This is a genomic window from Streptomyces sp. NPDC053542 (genome assembly GCF_044544685.1).
In the GTDB taxonomy this organism is placed as follows: Bacteria; Actinomycetota; Actinomycetes; order Streptomycetales; family Streptomycetaceae; genus Streptomyces.
Genome location: NZ_JBITXL010000002.1, coordinates 598689 through 618376, shown reverse-complemented (window position 1 = coordinate 618376; position 19688 = coordinate 598689). Strand labels below are relative to the sequence as shown.

Here is a 19688-nt window from a genome sequence, read left to right as displayed (position 1 = left end):
GTAAGGAAGGGAAGCGAGGGGTGGTCAGCCGGCGAGGACGATGCGCGCGTCCAGGCCGAGGCAGCCGTCCGGCGTCGCGAGCAGCGGATTGACCTCCAGCTCGGCGATCTCCGGGTGCGCGGCGGCGAGGGTGGCGATCGCGGCGACCGCCTCGGCGAGCGCGTCGAGGTCGACGGCGGGGCGGCCGCGCACGCCGTGCAGCAGCCGGGCGGCGCCCAGCCGCAGCAGCAGGTCCTTGGCCTGCGCCGGTACGAGCGGGGCCAGCGCGAAGGTGATGTCGCGCAGCACCTCGGTGGTGATGCCGCCGAGCCCGGCCATGACGACCGGGCCGAACCGGGGATCGCGCTGAACGCCGACGATGATCTCCACGCCCCGGCTCAGGTCGGCCATGGCCTCGACGCAGAAGCCGGGCGGGGCCAGCCGGTCCGCCATGTCCTGCGCCGCGGCCCGTACGGCACCGGCGTCCGCGAGCCCGAGGGCGACGCCGCCCGCGTCGGACTTGTGCAGCAGGCCGAGCGCCTTGAGGACGTACGGGCCGCCGCCGATCTCCCGCGTGGCCTCGGCCGCCTCGCCGGGCGTACTGACTCGCCGGGCCGCGGGGAAGGCCACGCCCGCGGCGCGGACCAGCTCGCGCGCGGTCCAGTAGCCGTCATCGGTGACGGCCCGGCCGCGGTCGCCGGCCGGCAGGGCCGGCCGGGCAGCCGGTTCGGCGTGCCGGGCGAGCATCCCCAGGCACTGCGCCGCGTCCTCGACGGCCGCGAAGACCGGCACGCCCTGGCGGCGCAGCTCCTCGATGGCCGCGCCGTCGGGGCACATCGTGTGCACGACGACCGGCTTGCCGTACTCGCGGACCAGCTCGCCCATCTCCCGCGCGGTGGCCGGCTCTTCCCCGGCCAGCCGCGCGCCGTAGCTGCCGTACCCGCCGAAGTACCCGGTCAGCAGCACCGCGTCGGTGTCCGGGGCGGCGAGCAGCAGCTGCATCGTGCGGGTGAACGACGCGATGTCCCGCTCGCCGGCGCCCGCGATGTCGACCGGGTTGCCGACGCCCGCGGACGGCGGCAGCGAGGCGCGCAGCGCCGCGGCCTGCTCCGGCCCGAACTCCGGTATGGACAGCCCCTGCGCCTCGGCCAGATCGCAGGCGACCGCCGCGTGCCCGCCGCCGTCGGACAGGATGGCCACCCGGTCCGCCCGGGCACGTCCGAAGCGAGCCAGCGCGGTGAGCAGGTCGGCCATCTGCCGGGGACTGGTGACCCGGTCGATGCCGGCGGCCCGGCAGGCCGCGTCGATCACGCTGCTGTCGGTGGTCAGCGCGCCGGTGTGGGACTTGGCGCCGCGTACGGAGGCGGCGCTGCCGCCCACGGTGAGCAGCACGACCGGCTTGCCCGCCGCCACCGCGTCCGCCGCCGTGGCCACGAAGGCGCGCCCGTCCCCGAAGTCCTCGCAGTACAGCGCGATCAGTTCGGTACCGGGGTCGTCCGCATACGCGCGGATCAGGTCGGCGGCGCCCAGATCGGCCTGGTTGCCGAGCGAGGCGAAGCGGGAGAAGCCGAGGCCCCGGTCGGTGAGGAAACGGCTCAGTTCGAGGGCCACATTGCCGCTCTGGGAGATCAGGCCGACGGTCCCGGCGGGCAGCGGGTTGGAGGCCAGGTACAGGCCGGTGGTGCTGTCCAGGACGCCGAGGCAGTTGGGGCCGAGGAGTACGGCACCGGCCGCGCGCACCCGTTCCGTGAGCGCCGCCTCGCGCGCCCGTCCCTCCGCACCGAGTTCGCCGAACCCGGCCGTGATCCCCACGATCGCCTTCGCGCCCGCCGCGAGCGCGTCCGTCACGGCCTCCTCGAAGCCGGCGGCCGGCACCGCGATGACGACAAGGTCGACGGGCTCGGGCAGCTCGGCCAGGGTCCGGTACGTCGCTTCGCCGAGCACCGGCTCGCCGCGCCGGCTGACCAGGTACACCGCGCGCCGGCCCCGCATCCGCAGCGCCTGTACGGAGAGCCAGTTGCCGTACTTGGCCTGGTCGTTGCTGGCGCCGACCACGGCGACGGCACGGGGCGCGAACAGCGCGGTCAGATCGCGCACCTGCTCTTCATCGGTGAGCACCGTCATGGGTTGGCCTCCTCGGAGCGCGGCGGCCCGGCGGGCGCCGGGGCCTGCGCGGGTACGGGGTGCCCGGTGCCCCAGGCGTCGGCGCCGCCGTCGACGACGACGGTGGTGCCGGTGATGTACGCGCCTCCGGGCGAGGCGAGGAAGGAGATCAGGCCCGAGACGTCCTCGGCCCGGCCGAGCCGGCCCAGCGGCACGGCCTGCGCCCAGCGTTCGCGGTCCGCCTCGGTGTACGTCTCTTCGAGGCCGCCGGTGGCGATGGTGCCGGGCGCGACGCACACGCTGCGGATGCCGTACCGGCTCCACTCCAGGCTCAGCCCGGCCGCCAGGTTCTCCACGGCGGCGCGGGCCGAGGCGGCGTGGACCATGCCGGGGATGCCGCGCCGCGGCGAGAACGCGAGGAAGAACACCGCGCCCGACCGTTGCGGGATCATCGCCCGCCGCGCGACCTCGCGGGTGACGTTCCAGGCGGCGTCCACGGCGAGCCGGTGCACGGCCCGCCAGCCGTTGGCGCTGATGTCCTCGGCGGGCGCGGTGAACTGCCCGCCCGCGTTGTTGACCAGCACGTCGATCCGCCCGTAGGCATCCAGCGCCCGGTCCACGACCTCGGTGACCTGCTGCTCGTCGCGGATGTCCGCGACCGCGTCCAGGCAGGTGCCGCCCGCCCGCTCGATCTCTTCGCGGACCGCGGCCAGCGGCTCGGCCCGTCGCCCGCAGACCACCACGTCCGCCCCGCCCGCGGCGAGTTCGAGGGCGGTGGCCCGGCCGATGCCGGTGCCGCCGCCGGTGACCAGGGCGACCTTGCCTTCATGCACGCCGGGCCGCAGGACGGACGCGGCGTACGGGGGTGCTGCGCTCCCCACAGGGGCCCTCCTCGTTGAGAGGAACTCATCTGACTGATGCGTCAGTCAGCCTCATCACAAGAGGGCTCGTCAAGAGATACGCAGCGGTAATTGCAGGGGAGCCGGTGGGCGGGACGCCGACCGTGCGGTACAGTTGATCTTGAGCACGCCGCCGGGAACACCCGGTGACGGCCCACGCGTTGGTGGTCCAAGGAAAGACGCCCCGCTTCCTGCGGGGAGATGCAAGTGCAAGGCTTGCCCAGCGCTCAACAAAGAACCCCGGTCTCCGTTTCGGAGACCGGGGTTCTTTTCTGTAGGGCTCTGTTACGACTCTGTCGCGCCGGTCACGCGGCCAGCCGGGCCCCGAGCAGCACCATGCGAAGGGCCCGCTCCGTGGCGTCCGTGAGGAACTCCGCGCCCCTGCCGAGCGCCTCGTGCAGCGACACGGGAGCGGGCAGGATCGCGCTGTACGCTTACACTCCCACGGCATCGACCTGGCGCGCGCCCTCGCCGATGGTGCCGGCGAGCACCAGGACCGGGCGTCCGGACAGCTTGGCGCGCCGGGCCACTTCGGCCGGTGCCTTGCCGCGCGGCGTCTGATGGTCGAGCGCGCCCTCGGCGGTGACCACCAGGTCGGCGCGGGCCAGCCGGGCGTCCAGGTCGAGGTGGTCGAGGAGCACGCCGAAGCGGGGGAGGAGTCGGGCGCCGAGGGTCGCGAAGCCCCAGCCCAGGCCACCGGAAGCGCCGGTTCGGGAGCCGAGCCGGAGGTTGGTGTCGGAGGGTAGATCGCGCCCGAGGACGTACGCCCAGCGCACCAGGGCGGCCGAGAGCTCCTCCATCTGCCGCGGGGTCGCGCCCTTCTGCGGGCCGAAGGCGCGGGGCGGTACAGCCGGACTCCCGGCGAGGTATGCCCCGACCTGGCCGGTGACTGACGCGGCTGGAAGCTCTCGTCCGCTGATCAGTGAAAGCCGCATGAAAGAGCTCAGGGCAGCATGCCGCGCAGGAACGGGCTCGGTTTGCCGTGCCAGAAGATGTCCAGGCTGTCCCTCGCCCTGGTAGCCGCTACGAAGAGCAAGGAGCGCGCTCGTTGGAGTTCTCGGCGATGACGGACGGGGTCTGTCCGGCGCAGCTGGGTGACCTGCTCCCGTGGGACCAGGCCATCACTGACGCCGGCGATGATCATGCGCTGGTACTCAAGTCCTTTGAATCGGAACATGGTTCCGATGTGGACGCCGGCATCACCCCTGGCGCCGTCGGCGCCGATCTCCACTGCCCGGATGCCGTGTTCCGCGAGAGTGCTCCCCAGTTCACTCGCCATCCGGTTGGTGGGTACGCAGATGGCGATCTGTTCGTGCGCGATCCGTTCTTCCGGGCGTGCGTCCCAGGACTGGATGTGCGCGGCGATCGCCTCACGTTCCGCCCGCCAGTCGGCGCACGGGTGCATGCAGGGCGTGCCGCCGCTGAGCACGGAGCGGTACCCGGCGAGGGTTTCCGCGCTCCCGTTGAGGTCGTCGTACGTTTCCTCTCCCAGTACCTCCAGTGCGGAGCGCAGGATCTGCCGCGTCGTCCGGTAGCTGAGACTGAGCTTCGCGGAGCGGCCGCGGATATTGATGCCGAGGCTGCCGAGGGTCACTTGGTTCTTGTAAATGCGCTGATGGGTGTCACCGACCAGGAACAGGTCGTCCGAGTCGTGGGCTGTCATGGCACGCAGCATCTTCCAGTGTGCGGGGCGCAGATCCTGGGCCTCGTCGACCACGATATGCCGGTACCGATAACGCAGCCAGCCGCCCGAACCATCCTGGAAATGGATATTGTCCAGCCCACCGGCTTCCTGCCGCTGCTGCTCGATGCCACGGATGCGCTGCTCGCGTCCTATTTCCAGGCGGGCGGCGCGCTCGGCGACCTGGTCCCAGGTCTGCCGTCCGAGCCGGTCCAGGCGCTGCGTGAAGCGCTCGGCGAGCTGCCAGACGGCAGCTCGCTCGGATCGGCCGATGTTCTTCCCGCGCCCGGCCCGACGGGCTCTGAAGTAGTCGGTGCGGGTGCCGACCGCCTGCCCGAGGATCACCTGCGTCCACTCGTCATGCAGGAACTCCGCGTCCCAGTCGCTCTCACCGAGTTCGTCCAGCATCGTTCGCCATTCCCGCACGGCGTGGCTGTCGTCGATGGTCTGCTTGCGGCTGCCGGGCTCGGCCTCTCGTACGACGCGCAGTGCGAGCTGGTCGACGTGACTCACCTCCACGCGGGACAGCAGTTGCTCGCCGCCCAGTTCCAGGAGGCGGGAGCGCAGGTCGGCGGCAAGGTTCTTGTTGTACGTGGTCAGCAGCACGGGCTTGGTGTGACCCGGCGGCAGCTGGGACACCAGGTGGCGGACGCGGTGCAGAGCGACGATGGTCTTGCCGGTGCCCGGGCCTCCGCCGACCCGGGCGGGGCCGGAGTAGCGGCGCTCGACGAGCTTGGCCTGGGCGGGGTGGAGGAAGACCTTCCAGCGGCCGAAATCGCCCGCTTCCAGAGCCTCACGGAGCGCGTCGTCGGACGTCGTGACAACGGTGGCGGGCCGCTCAGCAGCTGTCCGGAAGTCCTCGGTGTCGACCGGGTCCGGTGCGGCGACAGGTGCGGTGACCTCGTCCCGCACCTCTTCGAACGGTTTGCCGTCGTAGAGCGCGAGCAGGACCTCGCCGGTGAGCTGTGGTGCGTACTCGATGAGACCGAGGAGCTGCTCCTCGGTGGTGAGTGTGCGGATCACCGGCACCAGCGGTTCCGCCACGCCCAGTTCAGTCAGCTGCCCATCGCTCCACGCGGCGAACAGCGGTTGAGGAGTGGTGGGCGGCGCTCCGGCAGATGGGCCCGGGGCGCCGGACGACGGTTCCGCGGGCGGGATACGCCGCAGCACGCTGTCCTCCACCACTTGGAGGTCGACGTACTCGATGCCACCGGTGACGTGATTGATCCCGTACGCCAGCCGGTCGTAGACCTCCTTGCGATGTTTCACCGAGACGATGAGCCAGTCGTCCTCGGCCAGCCGCAGCAGCAGGGCGCGGTACTCATCGTTGATACGCGCGGACCAGATCCTGCTGTCGCCCTTGAGCTGCTTGAGTTTGAGTCCAGGGGTGCGCGGGTTGTCCTTGAATTTGTGCTGGAAGTCGAACAGGGCTCCCTTGACCGGGCGCGGCAGCCGGAGGATCTCCTTGTCCGCCTTGTCTAGCAGGCGCAGCGTCACGCCCCTGGTTTTCGTCATGCCGACTCCCCGTCGTGGTTCTCGTTCTCTTCGTGCTCGGTCGTTCCGGTGCCGCTGCCGGCACGACCGTGGTGAGGATGGCCATCATCCGATGGCTGCGCAGTGGTGACCCCGAGGCGCCTGGCGATCTCCTCAGGGGTCCAGCTGCCCGCCGGCCGAACATCCCAGCGGGCGGCGGCGAAGGCACGGTCTCGGTCCTGTGCCTCGTGGTCGGGTTCCTCGGCCGTTCCCTGCGGTGCCAGGACCACGCCGAGCCGGGCGTCCGGCCAGGCCAGTTCGGCCTGCCAACCGTGTGTGTCGAGCTCGAAGCCGTCCTTGGGAGCGGGCACTCCCAGCCCGGCAAGGGCATGGGCCAGTTCGGTGAGCCCCGGTTCGTCCGGATCGACGTACTCCAGCACGGCGTCCCAGGCGGCGTCGCGCTGCGATCGGTCTTCGGGCGGCGTAGCCCCGGCTGTTCTCGTCGGTACCGCGGGCAGTCCGGTACTCACGGTGACCGGGGGCAGGCTGTCAGCTCCCGGCTGCGGCCCACCGGTAGCGGCCGCTGTGATGCGGGACGCGGACAGCCACCCTTCCCCACCGGTCACGGTGAGGACATCCGCGGTGAAGCCCTCCAGCAGTGTGGTGGTGAGCTGTGCACTGTCCCCGCCGCCGTACTCCAGGAACTGCAGCACATTGCTCCAGTACAACCACGCCCGCCAACGCCGCTTATGAGTTTCCTCGTCCGCGATGGCCTGGGCGCCGTCGTCCAGAACGGTCAGCCCCGTCCAGACCGGCGGTCGGTGCCGCACGTCGGCGACCAGTACGAGTCGGCAACCGGACCGGTCCGTCGCGGCAAGGACACGCAACGGTCCCTTCGGGCCGTCCGGCTTCTCTTTGCGCAGGGCCGCTTCGACGACTTGCCCGACCGCTTCCGGGCCGACCGGTGTGTCCCGCAGGCCGGGCGTCCCGACGAGCCCGGCCACGGCGGCCTCGGCACGGTGGTGCCATTGCTGTGCGTCGGGCGAGCGCAGGTAGGCGAGCAGCAGGTCGGCGGGGTTGACCCATACGGTTTCGGCCAGCTCGCCGGGGAGGCCGCCCCGAGTCCGGGCGTAGTAGCCACGTGCTCGGTCCTGTGCCGTCTGCTCGTACGGCAGCCATACCGGATCAGCGGGAGCCGCTCCGGCATAGCCTGTGTCGCGGACGCGGCGCTGCCACTCCTTGACGTCGTGGTAGGTGAGCTGGAACACCCGCAGACCGTCAGCCCGCAGTCGGGCGCGTTTCGTCGCGTCATCGGCGAGACGGTTGTGCTCCGGGCTCGCGTGGTATCGGTACCCGTCCAGGTAGACGGCGAGCCGTGGTCCTGGCACATCGAGCCGTTCGAAGAGCACGTCGGGCCGCGTGCCATCGAGAACGCGCTGCTGCGATACCCGCCAGCTCACGGTGGTGCCGTCGCCGGTCGTCAGCCGCAGATCAAGTGCCCGGGTGCCCGCCGGGGTGGTGTAGGTGTCCGCCGCCGCACGGGACTCGGGTTGCTTGGCCCATTCCTCCAGCGTGTCGACGAACATGACCTCCAAGTCGCTCTCCGCCTGGCGCTCCAGGGGAATGTGGCGGGTCGTCGCCACCGGTGAGGTCTGCCAGCGCTCCCCGTCGGCGCCCAGGAGCTCGTCCAGCATGGACTGCACCTCGCGACGCGAGACCCGGTCATAGTCCGACGGAGGCACCCTGCGCAGCAGGCACTGATGGCAACCGTCCAGTTCCTTCTGCTGGCACGGGCAGTTCTCGATGACCTCCCGTGCCTTCAGCAGCACCTCGCGAAAGCCGTCCGCGGACGCCAGCCGGTGCAGATAGCCGGTGCCGCCCGGCAGCCGGTCGTAGACGACGAGGAAGCGCCGCGGAAAGTCCGCGCCGAGCTGGTCCGGGCTGTCCGGCATGGAGGCGGCGGCAATGTCGATGTGGTCGGGGTCACCGCCGTAGCGCGCTGCGATGCCGGCGAACAGCGCCGCGGTGAAGGAGGAGAGTCGCTCCCGGGCCCGGGTCACGGAAGCGGGCAGCAGGATCCGTACAGCTTCCGTGGTCAGCTCGTGGGCCAGCAGCAAGGGAATGTCCCTGCCGGCTGCCTGCCCCTCGCCGTTGCCGGAGCCGAGCGTGCGTCGCCGGGGACACCAGAGCAGATGGTGGGCGCTTCCGCTCATGGCGGCAGCCCCCGACTCGGTGAGCGCATGTGAGGACTGGTCGACGACCGGGCGGCCGTCCGCTGTGGCGCCACCGCAGCTCGTGCAGACGTAGAACGGGTTGATCCGCACGTCCTCCCCGGCCAGCGGCACGGTGGAGCTGCCGTCCTGCCGGTCGAGCCCGAGGTTCATGGTTCTGATGACGGCCCGTCGGGAGAAGTCCACGCCGAAAGTCGCCGTGGCATGTCGCCAGGAACCGGCCGCCAGGTGGTCGGGGTCGATGTCCACGGTGGTCAGGACTGCGTACTGCCTGCGGACACGTTCGTCGCGGTCGTCGCGGACCCGCGCATCGTCCCGCTTGTCGCGGGCGACGACCCGCCGCGGTTGCAGTACGTACTGGACGCAGCCCGCGTCCGCGATCTCGCGGCCGTCGCAGCGCGGGCAGGGGGAGGTTTCCGTCTGGGCGTCGCGCGTGCGCGTGTATCCGCACGATGGGCACAGGCGCCACACGGACCAGGCACGGCGGTCCGGACTGCCGATGTCGAGGGCGCGCACCACGTGCTTGTAGCCGTTGACGTAGAAGCTGTTGCCCGGGGCGAGTTCCGTGAGGGCCGTTTTCCGGGACCGCTCGTAGTCACGGGTCTCGCTGCGGTGGACGCGCGGCGTGCCAACGGGCGTCGTGCCTTCCTTGGGAGCGCCGACCCCGTCGCGGTCGTCGGTCCCGGCGGAATCGTCCGTGTCCGACGGGGCCTCGGACCAGTACAGCGTGGCCTCCAGCCGGGTCGTGGTGTCGGCCAGACTGTAGTTCGGCAGGAGACCCAGCTCGACGAGTGTGCCGTGCGCGCTGGCCCGGCTCAAGTCCCGCAGCAGTTCACCGGTGCTGCGGCGCTCGGCGAGCAGTTCTCTCCGCTCCCGGTCCTGGATGTCATCAGTACGTGCCAAGGAGTCGACGGCCTTGTCGATCGTGGCGATCCTGCGCCGCAGTTCCTCCTGCCGTCCGGTCCAGTCCTCTTCCGCCTCCTGAAGCGTGCGCACGATGCCGCCGGTCGCGTACTCGCGCAGCTCGTCGGCAGCATGCATCGAGACTCCGGTGTCTTCGTCCCTTACGGCCGAGTCGTCGTGGGGTTGTTCGGCAGTGCTATTCGCAGGAAACAAGGCCAGGAATTGTTCGACGAGAGCCGCGCCGTGTGTCTGCGCGGCGTCGGCGAGGTCCTGGCACCAGCCCGTCGTGCCGAAGAGTGCAGAGGCCAGCCGGGGCACCGGCGGCAACTGTTCGCCGTCGGCGGTGCTGAGTCCGCCACGCGCTGCGAGGTCGAGCAGCCAGGCGGTGTACTGGCGACGCAGGATCTCCACTGCCGACAGGTAACAGCCCGGCGGCACGATGTCGCCGGCGATCATCTCGCGCGGCTGGTCCAGGTAGTACAGGTCCCGGGCGCGGCGTCCGCCGAAGGCCACGACCAGCGCATTGCCGGTCTTGCGTCCCGCGCGGCCCGCCTGCTGCACATAATTCGCGGGCCCTTTCGGCAGAGAACCGACCAGGACGGCAGACAGGTCACCGATGTCGATACCGAGTTCTAGCGTGGGGGTGCAGGACAGCACGTTCGGGTCGGTGTAATGCGTTCCGGCGCGGAAGGTCCGCTCCACCTGCTCGCGCTGGGCACGGGTCAGCATGCCGGTGTGCTCGGCTGTCACCACGCGGAAGGTGCCGCCGGTCAGGTAGAGGCGCCGGTAGTAGTCGTTTGTGTAGTCACGTTCCTGTAGGCCACCAAGGCCGGCACTCGTGAAGTCTCCGCTCGCACGCATCGAACCGGACGCGTGCGTGCGGAACATCCCTGGCTGCGGCGGTGTCAGCGATCCCTTGCACCGGTAGCGCGGGCACGGATGGCCGTACCAGCGGGTGCGCCGCTCCGGAGGGACGACCTGCTGCCAGCCGCAGTCTTCGCACGCCACGAATGCCTTGTTGACGATCGAGTCGTCCAGCAGCCGCACTTGGATATGGCCCGGCTGCAGGCCGTAGACACGGGTGGTCCGGTCCTTCGCCGTCCACACGCAGAGCACGCCTTCGTCGGCGAGGACGGGCAGCAGCCGACGGAGATACTCGGTGGCTCCGACGGTATCCAGCCCGAGGCAACGGCGCGTCCAGTCCTGATACCAGGCATGTCGGCCGGTGACCACGTCGAACTCGGTCCTGTCCTTCTGTCCGTCCAGCAGGAACCGCGGGGGAGCCACTCCTTCGGGGAAAGCCGGCATACCGTCGGGCCGCCGACCGCTGATCAGGAACCGATTGGCGCCGGTCTCCCGCATCCATTGGTCCAGCCATCGGTGTCGCACCGCACCGCGCAGCCGCAGCCGCTCCAGGAGCCCCCGCACGTATACGAGGTAGCGCTCGGGAGTCGGTAGCGCGTCCGCCGTCGTCAGCTGGCCCGGCAGGGCTAGGTGCAGATCGCGGGCGAGGCCGGTGACTCGCTCGGGCTCCTCGACGACGACCTCCGCCGCGGTCGTCCGTGTCAGCTCCAGGGTGCGGCCGAGCCGTGACCGCAGCCCGAACTCCATGATCGTGGCGAACGCCAGCCGTTCACCGATCAGCCGCCAGGTGCGTGCGTCTCCGGTGCCGCGCCCCGAAAGGACTCGGTCGATGCCCGGTTCGTCGTGCAGGTCGGGCGGTACGACGGCGGCCAGCGCTTCGGGATCGTCCACCGATTCCAGCACATTGCCGATCAGATCGTTGAGCGCGGCCGGGGCGCCGGACTCGTCGAGGTTGTGTGCGAGCAGCGACCTCAGTGAGAACTTGTAGGAGGCATTGGCGACGTAACCCGCCCGGTGCGCGGCGTCCTGAGTGGAGTCGTTGAACAGGAGGGTCTTGCGCTCTTCCGGTACCAGCGCGATGTCTCCGCCGGTGAAGAGCTGGGTGACGGCGGCGGAGGCCAGCGCTGCCTGGGCTGTGCCGAGGAACCGGATGGTGTTGTCTGTGTTACAGGCCGGGCATCGGTCGTCTCTCGCTGCCTTGTCAGCGGTCTTCTTGTCGAGCAGCGCCAGTGCGAACGAGGCGTCCACCAGGTCTCCGTCGTCGCCCGAGGTCGGCAAACGATAGGTGCCTTGCGCCGCGTCGAGCACCACAACGGAGAGCGGATCGACACCGCTGCCGGCGACCGACCGGCCGGTGAGCGCGCCAAGTGCCTGCCGGCGCTCCGGCTCGGTCGCGGCGATGAAGTAGCGGATGCGGCGCTTGTCCCGGCCGATGCCGGCCCGCCAGATCCGGTCGTGGGCCATGACGAGCTGCTGCGGATCGCTCTCCGGCGACAGCGCGGCCCACCCGGAGCGTCCGCAGGCGCGGCAGTAGACGGCGGGCAGATGCACCTGCGCGGGACGCACCGCAGTGTCGCTCCCCGCCAGGGGCTGCGCACGGTTCGCCCCCTCGTAGGATGCGCTGCCCCCAGACGGTCCTTCCTCCTCTTCCGAGGAGGGAGCCGCGGCCAAGGCGGCACGCCGGGCCTGCGCGCGGTCGTCCTCGTACCAGCGGAACTCCGGTGTCCGGCCGACCCCCCGGAGCACGCGTGTCACCGGCCGGACCCAAAGATGAGCCTCCACGTGCAGCAGCGGGCGCGGGTGCCGCTCGTCGGATTCGGGGTCCCGGGCCGCTGACAACAGCGCAACGAATCGCGACAGGGCCTGCAATACGAGTTGTGGGTTGTCCCGGGCGGTGCGCCCCCACGCATAGCCGAACCGGGCGAGCCGGTCCCGGAGCCCCCATTCGTCCAGCGGTTCGCCATCGAGCAGTGTGAGCACGCCCCGTGTGAAGTCGTGCCGCTTCAGCATGCGGCCGATCCGGAACGCGTCGAGGTCCTGCTGCCCCAGGAGGCGGCCGGCCAGCCCATTCAGGTCCAGCAAATCCGGCTTCGCCTCCACACCGAGGCCGCCGGACGCCGCGATGACCTCTGCAGGCGTGGGCGGCTCGGGAAGCGTGTAGTCGACCTCGCCGGTGAACTGCTCGGCGGTCATCCGCTCTTCGCCGATCACCGCGTCTTCGGTGAAGGGGATGCCGAACACCTGCTCCGCTACGTCGAGGATGCCCCGAGTCGACGTGCCGGCACGCACCGCACCGAGCGTCGCAGAGGTCGCCACGGGGCAGATCCGCCCCAACGGCCGGCCGGGTTGTGACGCACCGACCGCTGTCGCCAGCCGACGCAGCAGCATGGCGACGTCGGTGCCCTGCGCACCGTCGTAGGTGTGGAATTCGTCCAGCACCACGTACGCGATATCGGCGCCGTCCCACAAGACGCGGTCTTCACCGCGCTGCAGAAGCAGGTCCAGCATCTTGTAGTTGGTGATCAGTACGTCCGGCGGGGAGACCCGGATCTCTTCGCGCCGGGTCATGACCCGACGGTAGTCGGTGTCCGGCCGGTCGCCGATGTACAGACCCGCGGTCACCTGAGCGAGGTCGGGAGCCGCGAGGTAGTCGCTGATGCGGCCCGCCTGATCGGTGGCGAGCGCGTTCATCGGATACAGCAGTACGGCCTTCACGCCTCGCTGCCCGAGCGCCTTCTGCCGTCGGCAGTGGTCCAGGACCGGCACCAGGAACGACTCCGTCTTGCCGGAACCCGTGCCGGTCGTCACGAGTGTCGGTTCGGCCTCCATGCCGCCTCGTGTACTCAGCCGCTGCCACGCCTTGGCCTGGTGCCGCCACGGTGTAAACCCGGGTCGCCAGTCCAGATGCCGCTCCCACCCGTCGTCCGCCTTGTGGAACGGCGTCCTGATCCGCAGGTAAGGCCCCCGGAAGATGCCCGAATCAGGGTCTCCCAGAAAGCGCTCCAGGGCTCGCCGGGTGTCATCGTCGGTCAGTGCGTAAGTCGTCGTGAGGTACTGCGTCAGACTGCCCCGCAGTTGCGCGGCGGCCAGAGTGGGCTTCACGACGCTCCCCTTCGTCCGTGGCTCCGGGGCCGTTCCTGTGACAACGGTCGACCCGTGTGGTGCGGATCAACCGTATATCGCAGGTCGGACAGTGTGTGGCCGGACCAGGACACCCGTGGCCCGGCACGTGCCGACCGCCCTCGGCAGGCTGTCGCCCGAGTGGCCTGCATCCTGCACTGAGTCGTGGCTGATTCGCGCCCTTTCCAGCCCCTGCGGATGGTTTCACGCTGAAGCAAAGCACCGCACACGGACAGCGACCGATGGGGGAACGTCATGTCCGTACCGCTGTATGTCCCTGTGCTGCCGACCCGGCCGCACGCGACAGCCGCCTACCGCACGCTGACGCCGGACATACAGCGTCGGGTCATTCCGCTGTGGACACTGCCTCCTCGCACCGGCATGCTGCCGAAACCACTGGCCGAAGAGGTCCGCAAGGATGTCGGCAACGTCACCGTCGTGCAGCGCTACGGAATCGCCTGGCTGGATGCGCCATTTGCCGACGATGCCGAAGCTGTGGTCCTCGCCGAAGCCCTGGCTCCTGAATGGTGTGGGCCCATCACAACCTGCGGCCCGTTACCGGACCTGGACGCCCTGAGGCCCAGCAGACACTCGCCTTCGCCGTGGCACGGAGACGCGAGGACGGGCTCGGTGTCCGTGTACGGCTGCCGGGCGACTGGAGTGACCGTACGGCTTCGGGCGTCGGCGGACTGCTCGACCGGCTGCCCGCCGGTCACTCCGCCGATCTTCTTCTCGACCTCGGTACTGTCCTGCCCGACCGCCCCGACGCGGCCAAGGAGGCGCTGCGCGCCGTGGACGCCTTGATGCCGCTCACCTCTTGGCGAACCGTCGCCGTCGTGGCGGGCGGCTTCCCCGATCCGCCCGCGGACTTCCGCGAAGGCGTTCCGCACGAGGAGCCGCGTCCGGACTGGGAGACCTGGCAAGAGCTCCGGCACGCTGAACGCCCGTACCTTCCCCGGCTGCGCTACGGCGACTACGGCGTCCACCCCGCTACGTATGCCGCCCGGACCCCGCCTTCGGGCAGGGGCGGGCCGTCCTGGGGAATCTTCCGCTACACGACCGCCCGCTCCTACCATCTGGCCAAGGTGCCGCTCGGCAGACAGTATGACGACGCCAACCGGCATGCCGCTCGGTCCCTGACAGACCTCGCAGACTTCCGGGCACCGCAGGCGAGCGCGGGGGAGCGATGGCTGCATGACCGGAGCCGGGGTGCTACGAGTACGGGCAATCATTCCGTGTGGAACCGGGTGGGGAACGTTCAGCACATGACGTTCACAGTGAACTCCCTACGTGAGCAGGAATGCTGAGCCCACCCCTGCCGAGAGTCACCCCGTACTACTCCCCGTACTCCCTCAGCAGCTTGTTGAGGTGGCGGATCTTGTCCACGTCCGCCTTTGGCAGGGGATCGCTGCTGTTGAAGTGCATGACGTTGTTGCGGATCTTCCGGATCTCTTCCAGCCTTGTGATGAACACCTTCCGGTCGAGCGGCCATCCGAGTTGTTCCCACAACTCGGGGTTCTCCAGCACTCGCTGATAGTCGCCGACGGCCATGTCGCCGAAAGAGGTGATGCGCTCATTCGCCGGGTCGCAGAGACGAGTGACCTCGGGCAGGGTGAAGGCGCCCGCGATGACCTGTCGCAGTCGGCGGTCCATCTCGCCGATCAGGAGGAAGTGCCCGGCCAGATCGCCGTATGCCTGGGCCACGTCGGCGGCGGTGACGATCCCGGCGATGGCGTTGTGCTGGTCCCTGACGAGCACGAAGTCGTGCTCGGCCAGGGTGGGAAGGATATCGATCAGGTCGTGGTCGTAGCGGACTTCGCGCGCGTCCCTGACGGCCTGGGAGAGGTGGGCGCCGGGGTCGGCGTGCCGGGTCTGGGCTATGGATTTCCACGATACGGAACCACGAAGATTGTGCGAGCCGGCAAGCACGGGCAGCTGGGAGAAGTCATGAAGGACCATGAGCGTGATGACCTCTTCGAAGGTGGCCGTCGGTTTGACGCTGATGACACCGCCCAAAGCGGAGGGCAGCGTACCGACGGTCAGTCCGGCCTCACGTGGCTCCAGCTCTTCAGATGCTCCGGCCGGCACGGCTCCGGTCATCAGCGCTTCGGTGGGGAGGCCGGTGTCCTTTTCCGGCTCGGTGGCCTTGACCAGCTGGACCGTCGCTGACAGGGGCACCTTGTCGAACTCCGGCGACGTGAACAAGCCGTGGTTGGCAAGTTCGGCCTCGATCAGTTCGTTGACGAGCCCACGGCCCGTTGCGCCCCACCAGGCCAGCAGTTCCTGCACCGACAGAGACAGTGGGCTCCCCGCCTCGGCCGATGCGCGCGCATTCTTCAGCCTGGAGTGCCGCTCGCTGGGTGACACCGACGTCTGCGGACGGTCCCCTGGCTCCTTGCTGTCGGCCTCGGAGGCGGCCCGGTCCAGCAATTCCTGGCGCAGCTGCGACAGGAATCTTCCGTCGTCCGCTTGCCACGCCTCCCACCCGTCGAACGTCCCGTATCCGACGGCCACCGTGGCTGCCTTGGAGGGGGAACGGAACTCTTCCCCGTCCGCCAGATGGATCCAGCCTCGGGACGTGACCGTGGCGGTGTGTTCTTCTCCGACGCGGGGGCGGGTGAAAGTCAACTGCTCCCCTTCCTTGAGCAACCCACTGTCGAGCAGGTCCGCGACGGTCACGCGCCTGCCATCGAGAAGGTAGCTGGCGCGTGACTGTGTCTCCGCGGCCTCGGGGGTGTCAGCCATGTCGCCTGTGCCTTCCTTGGTGGAGAGGGTAGGAGAGGGGTTGAAGTCGTAGGTGTCAGAGGTGTTGGCCGATGTGAGCGATGCGGATCTTGCTCTCCTCGTGGACGAGCCGGAAGTAGATGCGTCCGGCGCCCCGGTTGAGGTTTCCGTGAAGTTCGAAGCAACGGCTCTCGCCGTCGAAGTCCTCCCAGAACCGGTGCCTGCGGGCGTTTTCGTGTTCCGGTCTTATGTTCGGAGCCTCCCAGTGCGGGCCTGCGGGGGAGGCATCGGAATCCCATGCCGCAGCGGTCATCTGGAGTTGGCGTAACAGCTGGCGGGCGCCTTTGAACCACTTCGGGTCCAGGTTCTCCAGGTGGTCCTGCACGTGTTCGAGGAACTGGAGGTCGGGGAAGAAGTCCGCGCGTCCCGCCCACAGTTCCGCACCACTCGAAACGCGGTCCAGCCCTTCCAGCCGGCCCCACTTCTCGTGTTCGCGGAGGTGTGCCTTACGGGAGGCGTGCCGCACCTTCTCCGCATACTCGTCGGCGACGCTCTCCCCGGTCTCGGGGTCCTCCGACAGTTCCTCGATGTGCAAGTCCAGCCAGGCCGTGTCCCAGTCCGGGGCGAGCGGCAGGCTGACGGCGATGCCGTCCGCCAAATGGGCAGCAGCCAAGCCGAAGACGTAGACGCCATCGTGTCGGTGCCAGATGTCGTCCCGGTCGCGCGCCGCCGAGTGAAGCGCGGCCGTGAAGGTCGTGCAGCGGTCCCGCATCCGCTGGATGTACCGGGCTTCTTCCTTGTTGCGGGCATCGTTGCGCCACTGCGCGTAGTAGTAGCCTCGGGCGAGTTCCGTTTCGTCGAAGGGATTCTGCGTGGCGAGGCTGATGCCGCGCCATCGCTGCAACTCTCTGAGCACACCTACAAAGGCGCGCATGCCCTCGGCGACTTCGTCCGTCCCGCACTCGGACGCACAGGACCGTTCGTTGAGAAACACGTGCAGCGGCACGCCCCACCCCATTCTTGATCCGCGCTGATGTCCCCGACCCCCCGGGACACATCCATTGACTCGATATGCTCAGTCGAGCAGCTGGTCCAGGGAGTTCTCCCACTCGTCGAAGAAACCCTCCGGCCAGTCGGACAGCCGTCCGTCGGGCCCGATGACCGGGTTGACGACTTCCGAGGTCTGCCCATTGCGACGGAAGTAGTGCACAGCGGTCTGCTCTGTCTTCAGCGGGCCGTTCTTCACGCGAAGCCGCAGTCCGTTCAGTACGTGGTCGCTGTGCGTCTCCATGATGATCTGCGCTCCGCGCGCCGCCGCCGCGCTCGCGAGGTATGCCATCCAGGTCTGCCCCTGCGGGTGCAGGTGAGCTTCCGGGTTCTCCAGCAGAATCAGCGTCCCGGGCTCGGCCGACAGGCAGGCCACCACGATCGGGAGGACGTAGGTGAGCCCGAATCCGACATTGGTCGGTCGGTAACGGTTGGAGCGATCGACGCCGTGTCCGAAGCGGTAGCTGAGGCGGACGGTGTCGGTGCCGTGGATGTCCGCCGCCTCCAGACTCACTCCGGGGCACAGCCTCTGCATCCACGCCTCGGTCTGCCCGAGCAGCGTGGCGGAAGCGGCCGCGGGGCCGAGGAGATCGGAGGTTTCGACGGGATCGTCCTGGTGGGCGCGCAAATAGTTCACGGTGTGCTCGCCCTGAGCGCCGAGAAAGCCGCGAGTGGATACGGCGTGGTGCGAGCGCGGGTAGCTGACCTGCGGGGAGACACGGTCGGCCTTGAGGTACTGGAATCCGGGGCCGAACAGGGTCGGCAGCTGTTGGGCCGGTGCCCCGCTCTCCCTTTCCTTGTCCGGCAGCAGTTTGAGGTGATCTGCTTCCTGCTCGTAAACCGCGCTCCACTGCACGGCTGATCCATCGCCCCGCAGCGCGAGCGTGATGTGCGGACCGGTCTCGTCGTAGAACTCGTAGCGGACATCTTGTCCGGTACCGAGCTGCACCAATTCCTCGTTGAGCAGCAGTCCGGCCTCGCTGCCCCCGATAGGGGCGAGGTCACCCGACTCGTTCGACTGTCGCAGCAGTGCCAATGCCTGGAGCACCGAGCTCTTGCCGGAGGAATTGAGTCCCGTCAGCAGCGTGAAGGGGGCCAGACGCAGTTCCTGGTGAGCGAACGCTTTGAAGTTGGTGAGAGTGAGCGACTCAAGCATTCGTGGCCTCCAACACCTCGCGGAACAAGTCCTTCATGGACTGGAATCGATAGTTGACCTTGTCGGCATCGCCGGTGCCGGAGGAGATGGAGTCGTAGAATGTAGGGTTGTCCATAAGCGTGTGGAACGCCTTCCGCACGGTCGACGCCTGCTCTCGCAAAGCGTTGATCTCTTCAGGCGTGCATTTCGCCACGTTCAGCGCCTGGACCTCGAACAATGCCTTGTTGATCGGGTAGCGGCGGGTGACCCCGCTGAACTGCTTGCGGAAGGCTTGATCCCCGAAGATCTGTTCGCACCCCAGCATCGCGTAGTTGAAATGAGCTTCCAGACGTGCACGGGCGTCGTCCGTGAGCCCATTGATGTCATGCATGGTCCGGCGGAGAAAGCCATCGAAGTCCTGTGTGGTGTACCGCTCGGGCTCCGTCATCGTGAAGGCGAGGAAACGCAGACAGAGTTCGCGTTCTGCCATGCGGGCGGGATTGACGCTGTGCCCGGTCGCCTTCAGGAAGGAGTCGTTGTCTGCCAGCTTGGCGAGGAAGGCGCGCGCGGGACCGGGAATCAGGGCGTGCCGCAGCTCTTGCCGGGTGAGTGGCTGGCCGCCTGTGTTGATCCGCGCGAAGATGTTGAACTTGGCTTCTTCAGGGGTGCCGCGCCGGATCACCAGAACAGAGAGTTCGGTCTCCAGGATGCGCGTCTGCATCCGGCCGGGCAGGTCTTCGAAGCGGCTGCCGTTGTAACGGTCGAGGTATTCCAGGCTGCTCAGTCGCAGCGGCTCCAGGCCGGCGGCCGCGGGGTTGACGAATCTGACGATGGTGGTGAGCCGTTGCACCCCGTCGACCACCGACCAGGACTCGTCTTCTTCTTCCGCTACGTAGAGCGTCGGCAGCGCGATACGCAGCAGAAGCGACTCGATCAGCCGGCTCTGTGCCCGGCCGTTCCAGATACCGGACTTGCGCTGGAAGTCCGGTTGAAGGTCGATGAGGTCACGTTTCAGCCGCTGGATGATGAGGTCGACCGTGGGGTTACGGGGGTGGACCTCGATCTGCTCCGGATCGAAGGGCGTCCGCCCGGCTTCCCCGATGTCTTCGGTCTCGATGCCGGTGCTGCGTCCGGTGTCCGTGAACTCGACCCGCGGTTCGTCCGCCCAAGGCGTCGCCTGGTCGGCGGAGGAGGTTTCCGACGGGGGGTCATGCGAGGGCTCGGGAACGTCGCCGACCAAGATGTGCCCCTCCGCGGTATGTCCGTGTCGATCACGAATCGAACGTGTCCGTACAGTAGCTGATCGGCCGTGAGTGCCGCCTTACGTTCTGTCCTGAAAAGGCCGAAAGAATCGGGCCAGTTCCGGGCGGGCGGTCGAGCCGTTCAGGGGGCCTGACAGTTGCGGGGGGGGGGGGGGGGGGGGGGGGGGGGGGCCCCCCCGGCCCCCCCCGCCCGCACCAAACAAACCCCGCAAAAACCCCCCACCCACCCCCCCCCGCAGCGCGGGGGGGGGGGGGGCCCCCCGCCCG

At 69.0% G+C, this 19688-nt stretch carries 9 protein-coding genes and 2 pseudogenes; 2 read left to right on the top strand and 9 right to left on the bottom strand.

Features of this window, described 5'->3' with window-relative positions:
- Positions 1–24: 24 nt before the first annotated feature.
- From ACIGXO_RS06945 to ACIGXO_RS06925, 5 genes and pseudogenes are all read right to left on the bottom strand, one after another.
- On the bottom strand, positions 25–2103 hold the full coding sequence (locus ACIGXO_RS06945; protein ID WP_399781394.1) for an acetate--CoA ligase family protein: 2079 nt from the start codon (positions 2101–2103) through the stop codon (positions 25–27).
- The gene (locus ACIGXO_RS06940; RefSeq protein WP_399781391.1) at positions 2100–2963 is read right to left on the bottom strand and encodes an SDR family oxidoreductase; all 864 of its coding nucleotides are present in this window, start codon (positions 2961–2963) and stop codon (positions 2100–2102) included. Before ACIGXO_RS06940 ends, ACIGXO_RS06945 begins: the two co-directional genes overlap by 4 nt.
- Positions 2964–3286: 323 nt before the next feature.
- Positions 3287–3820, bottom strand: a pseudogene (locus ACIGXO_RS06935) (glycerate kinase); the annotation flags it as partial.
- 104 nt (positions 3821–3924) lie between these two features.
- The gene (locus tag ACIGXO_RS06930) at positions 3925–6177 is read right to left on the bottom strand and encodes a UvrD-helicase domain-containing protein (RefSeq protein ID WP_399781389.1); all 2253 of its coding nucleotides are present in this window, start codon (positions 6175–6177) and stop codon (positions 3925–3927) included.
- Complete coding sequence (locus ACIGXO_RS06925) at positions 6174–13235, bottom strand: DEAD/DEAH box helicase (protein ID WP_399781386.1); 7062 nt, start codon at positions 13233–13235, stop codon at positions 6174–6176. Before ACIGXO_RS06925 ends, ACIGXO_RS06930 begins: the two co-directional genes overlap by 4 nt.
- 273 nt (positions 13236–13508) lie before the next feature.
- Between ACIGXO_RS06925 and ACIGXO_RS06920 the strand changes: the two are divergent.
- A pseudogene (locus ACIGXO_RS06920) lies at positions 13509–13682 on the top strand (hypothetical protein); the annotation flags it as partial.
- Positions 13683–13855: 173 nt separating this feature from the next.
- Positions 13856–14560 (top strand): hypothetical protein, encoded by a 705-nt coding sequence (locus ACIGXO_RS06915; protein WP_399781383.1) that lies wholly within the window; start codon positions 13856–13858, stop codon positions 14558–14560.
- Positions 14561–14588: 28 nt separating this feature from the next.
- On the opposite strand, the gene ACIGXO_RS06910 is transcribed toward ACIGXO_RS06915, so the two are convergent.
- The 4 genes from ACIGXO_RS06910 to ACIGXO_RS06895 all read right to left on the bottom strand — a co-directional run bounded on the left by ACIGXO_RS06910 (position 14589) and on the right by ACIGXO_RS06895 (position 19399).
- Positions 14589–15998 (bottom strand): CBS domain-containing protein, encoded by a 1410-nt coding sequence (locus tag ACIGXO_RS06910; protein WP_399781380.1) that lies wholly within the window; start codon positions 15996–15998, stop codon positions 14589–14591.
- Positions 15999–16053: 55 nt separating this feature from the next.
- Positions 16054–16983 (bottom strand): hypothetical protein, encoded by a 930-nt coding sequence (locus ACIGXO_RS06905; RefSeq protein ID WP_399781378.1) that lies wholly within the window; start codon positions 16981–16983, stop codon positions 16054–16056.
- Positions 16984–17052: 69 nt separating this feature from the next.
- Positions 17053–18180: a DUF3696 domain-containing protein gene (locus ACIGXO_RS06900; protein WP_399781375.1), complete on the bottom strand. Its 1128-nt coding sequence runs from the start codon at positions 18178–18180 to the stop codon at positions 17053–17055.
- Complete coding sequence (locus ACIGXO_RS06895; RefSeq protein WP_399781372.1) at positions 18173–19399, bottom strand: DUF262 domain-containing protein; 1227 nt, start codon at positions 19397–19399, stop codon at positions 18173–18175. The genes ACIGXO_RS06900 and ACIGXO_RS06895 overlap by 8 nt, the downstream gene beginning before the upstream one ends.
- Between the last annotated feature and the right edge of the window lie 289 nt (positions 19400–19688).

Bases quoted from the DNA above. Each gene is read 5' to 3' on its own strand.
- ACIGXO_RS06945 (WP_399781394.1), bottom strand. From the start codon at position 2,103: ATGACGGTGCTCACCGATGAAGAGCAGGTGCGCGATCTGACCGCGCTG.
- ACIGXO_RS06930 (WP_399781389.1), bottom strand. From the start codon at position 6,177: ATGACGAAAACCAGGGGCGTGACGCTGCGCCTGCTAGACAAGGCGGAC.
- ACIGXO_RS06910 (WP_399781380.1), bottom strand. From the start codon at position 15,998: ATGGCTGACACCCCCGAGGCCGCGGAGACACAGTCACGCGCCAGCTAC.
- ACIGXO_RS06900 (WP_399781375.1), bottom strand. From the start codon at position 18,180: ATGCTTGAGTCGCTCACTCTCACCAACTTCAAAGCGTTCGCTCACCAG.